Annotated in this window: 6 protein-coding genes and 1 pseudogene; 4 read left to right on the plus strand and 3 right to left on the minus strand. The window is 71.6% G+C overall.

Features of this window, described 5'->3' with window-relative positions; all coding sequences use genetic code 11:
- The first annotated feature begins 153 nt into the window (after nt 1-153).
- From ACFXAM_RS35480 to ACFXAM_RS35495, 4 genes are all read left to right on the plus strand, one after another.
- Nucleotides 154-1,341, plus strand: a complete 1,188-nt coding sequence (locus ACFXAM_RS35480; protein ID WP_380297668.1) for a 4-hydroxybenzoate 3-monooxygenase — start codon at nt 154-156, stop codon at nt 1,339-1,341.
- A gap of 31 nt (nt 1,342-1,372) precedes the next feature.
- On the plus strand, nt 1,373-3,106 hold the full coding sequence (locus tag ACFXAM_RS35485) for a methyltransferase (protein ID WP_380297670.1): 1,734 nt from the start codon (nt 1,373-1,375) through the stop codon (nt 3,104-3,106).
- Nucleotides 3,107-3,319: 213 nt separating this feature from the next.
- On the plus strand, nt 3,320-3,691 hold the full coding sequence (locus ACFXAM_RS35490) for a hypothetical protein (protein ID WP_380297677.1): 372 nt from the start codon (nt 3,320-3,322) through the stop codon (nt 3,689-3,691).
- A 5-nt stretch (nt 3,692-3,696) separates the two neighbouring features.
- The gene (locus tag ACFXAM_RS35495; RefSeq protein ID WP_380297675.1) at nt 3,697-5,088 is read left to right on the plus strand and encodes a uracil-xanthine permease family protein; all 1,392 of its coding nucleotides are present in this window, start codon (nt 3,697-3,699) and stop codon (nt 5,086-5,088) included.
- A 179-nt stretch (nt 5,089-5,267) separates the two neighbouring features.
- Here ACFXAM_RS35495 and ACFXAM_RS35500 read toward each other — a convergent pair.
- The 3 genes and pseudogenes from ACFXAM_RS35500 to ACFXAM_RS35510 all read right to left on the minus strand — a co-directional run.
- A pseudogene (locus ACFXAM_RS35500) lies at nt 5,268-5,781 on the minus strand (IS5 family transposase); the annotation flags it as partial.
- A 747-nt stretch (nt 5,782-6,528) separates the two neighbouring features.
- Entirely contained in the window at nt 6,529-6,861 is a 333-nt protein-coding gene (locus ACFXAM_RS35505) for a hypothetical protein (protein WP_380297671.1), read from the minus strand.
- On the minus strand, nt 6,806-9,948 hold a 3,143-nt coding region (locus ACFXAM_RS35510), incomplete at its 5' end, for a polymorphic toxin-type HINT domain-containing protein (protein ID WP_380297673.1). The genes ACFXAM_RS35505 and ACFXAM_RS35510, both read right to left, overlap by 56 nt.

Genomic DNA, 9,948 nt, shown 5'->3' on the forward strand with positions numbered 1-9,948 from the left:
GTCGTCGCACCGGCGGCGGGGGGCGGGGCGTTCCGCCGGGCCGGTTCCCCCGGGGGTCACCCTCACGAGTGATCACCACCGCTTCCGGCGCCCGCCCGTCGTTACCATGGGCGAGGGATGACAAACCGTCAGGACACCGACAGGGGAGCGGACATGGGGGAAGAATCGGCCGCGGTGGTGATCCTCGGCGCGGGACCGGCCGGCCTCGTCCTCGGCAACCTGCTGCACCGGGCCGGCATCGACTGCGTCGTCCTGGAACGCGCCGACCGCGCCCATCTGCACGCCCGCGCCCGGGCCGGCTTCCTCGCTGCGAACACCGTCCGCGTCCTGGACCGCCACGGCCTCGCCGACGGCCTGCACCGCCGCGGCCGGCCCCACGCCACCTGCGAGTTCCGCACCGCCGACGGCGGCTTCCGGCTCGACTACGCGCACCTCGGCCGCGGCGAGCCCCACACCGTCTACCCGCAGCAGTTCCTCGTCGCCGACCTGCTCGCCTCGTACCTGGACGCCGGCGGCCGGCTGCACTTCGCCACCGAGGCCCGCCGGGTGCTGGACGCCGGGAGCGGGCGCCCCGTCGTCGAGGCCGGCGGACCGGACGGCCGCCCGGTCCGCTGGCGGGCCCGCTACGTCGCCGGCTGCGACGGCCGCCACGGCGCCGCCCGCCGCTCGCTGCCGCCCGGCGCCGTCGTCCACCACCACGACCACGGCCTGTCCTGGCTGGGCCTGCTCGCCGAGGCGCCGCCCAGCCTGGACGCCGTCGGCTACGCCGTGCAGGAACGCGGCTTCGCCGGCCACATGGCCCGCACCGCCGAGATCACCCGCTACTACCTGCAGTGCGAGCGCGGCACCCCGCCCGAGGCGTGGAGCGAGGAGCACATCTGGCACGAACTCGACGAACGGATGCGGTCCGCCGACCACGGCCCGCTGCGCCGGGGGAGCATCGTCCAGCGCAGCGTCGTCGACCTGGAGTGCGACGTCGTCGAACCGCTGCGCCACGGCGCGCTGCTGCTCGCCGGCGACGCCGCGAGCCTCATCACCCCGTCCGCCGCCAAGGGCGCCAACCTCGCCGTGCTGGAGGCGGAACTGCTGGCCGAGGCCCTGGTCGACGACCTCGCCCACGGCGACGGCCGCGCCCTGGCCGGCTACTCGGACCGCTGCCTGGAGTACATCTGGCGGGCCCAGGAGTTCTCGCACTGGATGGTCCGGCTGCTGCACGCCGTGCCCGGCCCGCACGGCGGCCCGTCGTCCTTCGACGAGGGGCTGCGCCGCGCCCGCCTGAGAGCCCTGCGCGACTCCCGCGCCCAGCAGGACTGGTTCGCCGAGAACTACGTCGGCCTCTGAAACCGACCCGCACCGACGAGGACGCACCACCATGACCACCGACGACGACACCACCCGCCTGCGCGCGACCGCCGACTTCGTCCGCCGCCACGACACCGCCACCCTCCTCCCGCTCCTCCTGCCCGGCCTCGACGACACCGTGCTGCGCTCCCTCACCCACCACCTGCGCTTCGCGCACGCCGCCCTGCTGGTCTTCCCGCCCGGCCCGCCGGCCCTGCGCGCCGGCCTCGCCGCCTGCGGCCTGGACGCCGACGTCCCGTCGGCCCCCAGCACCGTCGTCCGCGAGCGGCTGGCCGCCCGCCACCACCGCCCGGCGGCCGCGCTCGACGTCACCATCCGGCGCGTCCCGGTGCCCGGCACCGGCCCGGAGCCCCGCACCGTCGAGGTGTTCGCGCTGCCGGTGCCACCCGGCTCCGGGCTCCGGCCGCTCGCCGGGCACGAACGGGCCCGCCGGCACGAGGACCACCTCGCCTTCGAGCTCCGCCACCCGGAGCCGGTCCTGCTGCGCGGCCTGTGCGCCCTGCTCGCCGACCACGGCGCGACCCCCGACGGCGGCGGCCACAACCCCCACGAGAACGGCACCGTCCTCTACTTCACCGCCCCCGCCGCCTCCCGGGCCGGCTACCGCCGCCTGGAGCTGTACGCCGCCGGCGACCACCACGACGCCCTCGCCGCCCATCTGGCCGCCTCCGCCCGACGCCCGCCGGCCGAGACCCTGCTGCGACTGCTGACCGGCGCCTGGACCACCCAGGCCCTCGCGGCCGCCGCCCGGCTGCGGCTGCCCGACGCCCTGCACCGCGACGGCCCCGCCGACCTGCGGACCCTCGCCCGCCGCACCGGCACCCACCCCCGCGCCCTGACCACCCTGGTGCGCTACCTCACGATGCTCGGCGTCGTCGAACCCGAGGGCGACGGCCACCGCCTCACCGCCGTCGGCGACCTGCTGCGCGAGGACGCGCCGGGCTCGATGCGCCCGCTGGCGCTGCTCTACGGCGGCCCCTTCTACCGCTCCTTCGGCGCACTCGACCACACCGTCCGCACCGGCGAGCCCGCCTTCGATCACCTGTTCGGCGAGAACCACTTCGACCACTTCGCCCGCGACCCCGCACGCGCGGACCTCTTCGACCGCTCCATGGCGGCGAGCGCCCGGATGTTCGACCCGGTGCCCGGCCACCCGGTCCTCACCGCCGCCGCCCGCACACCCGCCGGCGCCACCGTCGTCGACGTCGCCGGCGGCAACGGCGAACTCCTCGCCCGCGTCCTCACCGCGCACCCGCGGCTGCGCGGCGTCCTGCTGGAACGCCCGCACGCCGTCGAGGCCGCCCGCCGCACCATGGCGGCGGCGGGCTGCGCCGACCGCTGCGCGTACCGGACCGGCGACTTCGCCGACGTCCCGGCGGGCGGCGACGTCTACCTGCTCTCCCGGGTCCTGCACGACTGGGACGACGAGCGGTGCCGCGCGATCCTGCGCCACTGCGCCCGCGCAATGCCCGCCCACGCCGACCTGCTCGTCCTCGAACGCCTGCTGCCCGCCGACGGATCCCCCTCCCTGGCCACCGCCTGGGACCTCCACATGATGTGCAACGTCGGCGGCCGCGAACGCCGCGCCGACCAGTACGCCGCCCTGCTCGCCGACGCCGGCCTCGCCCTCCTCGACCGCACCGCGCTCCCGCTCGACGCCGCCCTCCTGCACGCCCGCGAGGCCGCCGCGCCGCACGAGGACGCGGGTCGACCGGGGGGCGGTGACGGGCGGAACACCGGGTGACCAGGAGAACGGTCCGCACAGTCCCCCGGAAGTACAGAGAAAGCGAACCCCCGCAGGGACCTCGGCGTGCGCTGGAAGCTGCACGGTGACGGGCGTACGCCCGCACCGGGAGCGGTCGTCCGCCCCGGCGCATGCACGACGAGTGTCGCCCATTGCCAACAGGCGTGATCGATAGGCTCGTTGTGAATATTCGTCTACGAATGCGTCGTTGCGGTGATCTACATCCGGGTGAGTGTGGCTCGGGAGGAGATGATCAGTCCGGAGTTGCAGGAGCCTCAGCGTCGGGGGTTGGTGGACCGGGAGGGGCTGATGCTGGTGCGGGCTCCGTTGACGGATCTGGGGAAGTCGGGTCGGGGCTTCACCGACCTGCAGATCGCGGAGATCGTCGCCATGGCGGAGCGTGGTGGGTTCGAGGTGCTGTGCCGGCGACGAGCTTCGCGCCCTTTGTCGGGCACTGCCGCCGTCGTCGCCGAGACCGACACCAGGGCCCTCCTCGAACGACCTGCGCTGCGGTCGGGAGATCATGTTGGTTTCAGCGTGTGGTCCCGGGGTGCATTTCGGGACACGGTCGAGTGGAACAGGTAAACGGGATGAAGGTCGGGTTCGGGTGGAAGCTGCACGGGGACGGGCGTGCGCCGCGGCCCGGGGCTGTGGTGCGGCCGGACGAGCGGTTGTCGTGGGGGCGGACGGTCGGGCTCGGGGCGCAGCACGTGGTGGCTATGTTCGGGGCCACTTTTGTGGCACCCATTCTCATGGGGCTGGATCCGAACCTCGCGGTGATGCTGTCGGGTGTGGCGACGGTGTTCTTCCTGCTGGTGACGCAGGGCCGGATCCCGTCGTACCTGGGTTCCAGTCTGTCGTTCGTGGGCGTGGCCGCGGTGATCAAGTCGCAGGGCGGGGACACGGCGACGGTGACGGGTGCGCTCCTGGTGGCGGGTGCGGTGCTCGCGGTGTGCGGGGCGGTGGTGCAGGGGCTCGGGGCGAAGGTGGTGCACGCGGTGCTGCCGCCGGTGGTGACCGGTGCGGTGGTGATGCTGATCGGGTTCAATCTGGCACCGGTGGCGGCGGGGACGTACTGGCCGCAGGACCAGTGGACGGCGCTTCTGGTGATGGCGTTCACGGGGTTGGCGCTGGTGGTGTTGCGGGGGTTCTGGTCGCGGATCGCGATCTTCCTGGGATTGGTGTTCGGGTACGCGGTGTCGTGGCTGTTCGACCGGGTCTTCGGGAAGATCCACTCTTCGGTCGGCGGCGGGGCCGCGACGGAGCACTGGCGTCTGGACCTGTCGGGCGTGGGGAAGGCGGACTGGATCGGTCTGCCGTCGCTGCACGCGCCGAGCTTCCAGGCGTCCGCGGTGCTGGTGGCGCTGCCCGTGGTGGTGGCGCTGATCGCGGAGAACGCGGGGCACGTGAAGGCGGTTTCGGAGATGACGGGTGATCCGCTGGACGACCGAATGGGTGCCGCGATCATGGCGGACGGCACGGCGACGGTGCTGTCGACGGCGGTGGGTGGTCCGGCGACGACGACGTACGCGGAGAACATCGGCGTGATGGCGGCGACCCGGGTGTACTCGACGGCGGCGTACTGGTGCGCGGCCGGCTTCGCGATCCTGTTCGGCCTGTGCCCGAAGTTCGGCGCGGTCGTCGCGGCGATCCCGGGCGGGGTGCTGGGCGGGATCACCGTGGTGCTGTACGGCATGATCGGTCTGCTGGGCGCGCAGATCTGGATCCACAACAAGGTGGACCTCACCAATCCGCTCCACCTCGTCCCGGTCGCGGCCGGTGTCATCGTCGGCATCGGCAACGTCACCCTCAAGTTCACCGACAACTTCGAGCTGTCCGGGATCGCGCTCGGCACGATCATCGTGCTGACGGGCTACCACGTGCTGCGGCTGATGGCGCCGGCGCACATGAAGCAGCCGACCGGGACACCACTCCTGGACGCGGGCACCACCGAGTACGACGACGACGCGGAGCGCAGCTGACCGGGTCCCAAAGGAGCTCCGGGGCGGACCGGCCACAGAGTGGTTCTCCCAGAGGCGCACGCCATGACGGAGCCGGCGAACTCGTGCGTGGTCGGCCGTGGCCTGTCTTGAGCAGAGGTCTGGTGTCACGGGCCAGGTGGCCCACTGGACGGCCCGCACCACCCGGATGATGTCGGTTTGATTCCGCCCAGGACCAGCTTCGTGCCCGCCCGGTCCTGCACCGAAGCCGATTGCACCACCGCCCGCAGCACGAGCCCGCAGGTGTCCACCAACAGGTGCCGCTTGCGCCCCCGCACCCGCTTGCCCGCGTCGTAGCCGATCGCCTGCCCGCCCTCGTGGCTACGGGCCGACTGCGAATCCAGCACCGCCTTCCGACGGCTGCGGATCCCGCCCGTCCGCCACCCGAACCCGGTCGCGCAGGGCATCGTGAACCCGGTAACAGGTCCCGTCCGCCGTCCACGCACGGAACCAGCGGTAGGCCACGTCCCACGGCGCCAGATCGTGCGGCACCAGCCGCCACGCGCAGCCACTGACCAGCACGTACAACACCGTGTCCACGACCAGTCGGCGCGGAAACTTCAACGGCCGTCCCGCCCGGCGCGGACCCCGCACCGGCAGCAGCGGCTCTATCACCGTCCACTGAGCATCCGTCAGCGAGAATCCGTAGGAAGGCTTGCACGCACAGACACACATGACGGTGATCTTCGCGGACGCCTCAACCGCGAAGATCACCGCCAGCGCATCACGCCACGCAGTTGATCAATTACCCAACACTTTCTGGGCCGGCGCGGGGCTGGGAAGTGGCACGTCGCCGTCCCCGAAGCGGATCGTCGGCGTGGCGGTTGCCAGCACGCGCGGGATCTTGGGGTGGGTGCCGACGTGGCGTTCCTCGACGCGCTGCCCGACGTCTGCGCGGGCAGCAGGGTGGTCAGCTGCTGGCGGGCCGGCCCGTCGTCGGCGCGGCTGGCGACGCTGCCGGGCTGCTGGAGATCCTTCGCTCGATCGCGGCTGGCACCGCGCCGATGTCCGAGCATGCCCGCCAACGCGCAGCAAGCCCTACCGCCGCGGCCACGCGCTGCGCCTGGCCCGTACGGCCCGTGCCCACCTCTCCCTCGGCGACATCGACACCGCCGCCAACACTGCGGCTGACGCGGTGGACCACCTCGGACAGGTTTCCTCGGCTCGCAGTCGCAACACCTTCAACACGTTGCGCGCCGGCCTCAAGCCATGCCGGCAGGTTGCATTGTTCGAGACTTTCTGGAGTGAACTGCTTGACATCAGCGTTCGACGGCGGCTTCGCGGCCGTGCGGTCCGGCGTTCACGGGAAGTCCACCGACACGACCTGCAACCGCTCCGCATGCACAAAGGCCCCAGTAGAAGCAATGAGCCGCCCACGCGGGTGGGCAGCTCATTGCTATTCCCTGCTGGTCAGGCGACAGGCTACGGAGCCCCTATGCGCAGAAATTCACCATATATTCGATACAATAGGACTGCATATCGATAATGGGCGTCGACAACTTCTCGCTCTTCGACGGCCATGCTTTCCCCGAATCGTTCCAGGCGAGAGATGATCCCTTCAAGCAATCCTATGACGTCCGCCCGGCTCGGCCTGAATATCCCCTCGTCAACAAAAAGGATCACCTGGGTCACATGTTCGTCGGCGAGAGCCAGGTCGCCATGAATGAGTGCAAGGTTCTCTCCCGCACACAACAGTTTCTCACCGCGGCGCAGGCCGGGAAACGGCAAGGATCGCCAGAGGGCGTAGCTCTCCATGAAATCCGACAATAGCCCGATCTCTCTCGAAGTCATACCAGAAGCTTACAGGTTTGCCGTCGGGGCCGATGAGCCCGCCCCTACCCGTCTGGGGGTGCACGTATTTTACCCCTTGCGTACCGTCCGCCAGCGTCTCCCGGGTGGCGTTGAGCCACTTCTTCCCTCCTGGCTGGGCGATTTCCGTCGCCCAGTCTTGCGTATCCTGGAGGTACTGCTCACGCGTGATACCGCGTTTCTTTGCATGCTTGTCCCAGTGGTATTCAAACTGTTCCTGAGAAGTTCTGCCGCTGGGGTTGTAGAAGACGTCGTCGATCTTCTTGGTGCACAATCCCGAATTGTGCACTAGTACGGGCGCCGTACCGGCGAGCACATAGTACGTATGGAGTCCCTGGATGGTCAGGTTGTAGGCCGCGTTGAGTCCGGAGCGGTTCCTGACCTCGATGACGTCTGCGGTTTGTCCGTCCGGGGTACGTAGGGTGTCGCCCCGGTTGAGGTTGCCGGCATCGACCCACTTCCGGTCCTTCTCCACCCAGAAGGGGTGGTGCTCGGTGGCTGTGAGCGTCCCGGTCGGGCCATCCGTTGATGCGATGGTGAGGTCGGTGAATTTCCGGTCTTCGGGCGTGTAGATGGTGGCGTCCACACGGCGTCCACCAGCCTCGCCGGATTCGGGGTCGGTTGCCCAGACCTGGTCGCCGACACGGATCCGCTCGATCGGGAGGGTGGTTCCGTCGGCCATCAGGACGCGTGTGCCGACGGGGAAGCTGTTCGGCTTCAGGCAGTCATTCGCGATCCGCCTGACCCGTGCTGCCCGTGCAGCATCCTCGACGTCCCTGGCCTTCCTTGCGAGTTGGGCGAGCTTGGCCGCCTTTCCGGCGGGGAAGAAGCTGACGGCGAGCTCCGCGCAGGCGGCGGCGCTCTTGTTCCTGATGCATTCCTCGGCGCTGTCGAAGCCGAGGACCATCTTGAAGACCTTCTTGAAGAGCTGGGCCTTGTCCTGGACGCCTTTGAAGAATTCCGTGACGTCGTCGAGCATGTCCAGGAGGCCGTTCGTTATCGGCCCGTTCGGTATGTTGAGGAAGCACCTGAGGGACGAAAACCGATGGCTGCAGGGCTTCTTGTTTGCGCTGCTGTATTCGTGTTCGGCTTCGGTGGCCTCGCTCTGGATCAGCGCTTCGAGTTCCTTCTTGAGCGCCTCCTCGATCTGTGCGGCCTCGGCCTGGATGCCCTCCTCTTCGGCGGCTAGTTCGGCCTGGCGTTCCTGGCTTGCCTTTGTTATGGCGATGTCCCAGGCCTGGTCGGCGGCCTGCTGTGCGGCGTCGGCGTCCTGGCCTGCCGCGCGGGCGGAGGCGTAGGCGTTGTCCGCGGCGGTGCGGGCGCGGGTGGCGGACCAGCGTGCGTGGGCGGCGGAGGCGCTGGCGCGGGTGGCGGAGGCGGTGGCCTTGCCGGCGTCGCGTGCGGCGGCGTTCGCGGCGGTGCGGGCGGTGGTGGCGGACTGGCCGGCGCGGGTGGCGGATGCTTCGGCGTTGTGGGCGGCGGTGTTGGCGTCGGCTGCGTACCGTGCGGCCTGATCGGCGTGAGAGCGGGCTTGGGTACTGGCGGTCTGGGCCTCGGCGGCGGCGTTGTTGGCGATGGCGGCGGCTGCGGTGGCTTCCCAGGCGTCCTGTTGGGCCTTGGCCGCGGCTTGGGCGGCCTCGGCGATCAGGTGGCGCATCTGTTCGGCGTGGGTGGCGGCGAGCAGGTCCTTGCGGTCGGCCATGTAGCGGTCGGTCTGCAGGAAGGACGTGACGAGGCCGGGGGGACCGGCGAGGGCGAGTTTGGCCGCGGCCTGGACCTCGGGGCCGCCGGCGGCCAGCATCTGGGTGGCCTCGACGCGTTCGTCGATCCGGCGGGCGGTGTACTGGCCCGTCATCAGGAAGGCGGCGACGGCGTGGGGTGAGCCGTCCCGCAGGGCGGCTTCGCCGGCTTCCTTGACGCTGGTGCCGCCGGTGGCGATCACCTGGTAGGCGCGGATGCGGTTGTCGGTGATCGCGGCCTCGTGCTGGCCGGTGGTGAAGAACGCCTCGATCTGCTGCGGGGTGCCCTTGAGTGCGGTGGTGGCGGCGGTGCGCACGGCCTCGTCGGGGCTGTCCTGGGCGAGCTCGACCACGTTCTGGCGCATGTCGTCCAGCTCGGCCTTGCGCCGCCCGGTGCGTGCCCAGTCGACGACCGTCTCGTCGGTGCCGGACAGGGCGGCCTTGGCGGCCTCCTGGCTCCACGGGCCGCCGGCCTTGGCCGCGTGGAGCGCGGCCTTGCGGCCCTTGGCCGCCACGGCCTTGGGGTCGGCGTCGGGGCGGGCGGCTTCGGCGGCGAGGTCGGCGGCCTCCTGCTCAAGGATCTTCCAGTCCGCGAGGAGGACGCCGATGCCTCCGGTGGCCACGTCCTCCTCCGCCTTCAGGGCGCGGGCTTCCTCAAGGCCGGCGGCGGTGCGGGCGGTGAGGTCCTCGCTCTCGGTCCTGCGGGCGAGGTCGTAGACGGTGCCCGCGGTGGCGACCGCCGCGCTCGCGGTGGCGGCTGCGGCGCGCGCGGCTTCGGCCTGACGGGTGGCTTCGGCCGCGGAGGTGGCGGATTCGCCGGCGTGTTCGGCTGCCTGGTCGGCGGCGGTGGCGGCGTTCTGGGCGTGGGTGGCGGCGGAGCGGGCGGCGTCGCGGGCCTGGTGGGCGGCCTGGGTGGCCTGACGTGCCAGGTTGCTGGAGGCGGTGGCGGCGCGGTCGGCCTCGCGGGCCTGGCGGCGGGCCTGGTCGGCGGCGGCCTGGGCCTGCTGGGAGCTGGCGCCCGCGGCGCTCGCCAGGTTGCCGGCCTTGTCGGCGGAGCCGGCGGCCGCGTTCGCGTTGGCGCTGGCGCTCCTGGCGGCCTCCGATGCCTCGTCAGCCGCGTTGGAGGCGGCGCCCGCGTGTTCGGCGGCCTGAGCGGCGCGCTGGGCGCCCGCGGCGGCGTTCCGGGCCTCTTCGGCCCGCTGACGGGCCTCGGCAGCCCTGCTGCGGTCGGAGGCCGCGGCGTTGGCGGCCCTGCGGGCGTCGGCCGCGGCCAGGGCCGCGCCGCCTGCGGCGC

Origin of the sequence: Kitasatospora sp. NPDC059462 (genome assembly GCF_042749955.1) — a bacterium.
GTDB lineage: Bacteria > Actinomycetota > Actinomycetes > Streptomycetales > Streptomycetaceae > Kitasatospora.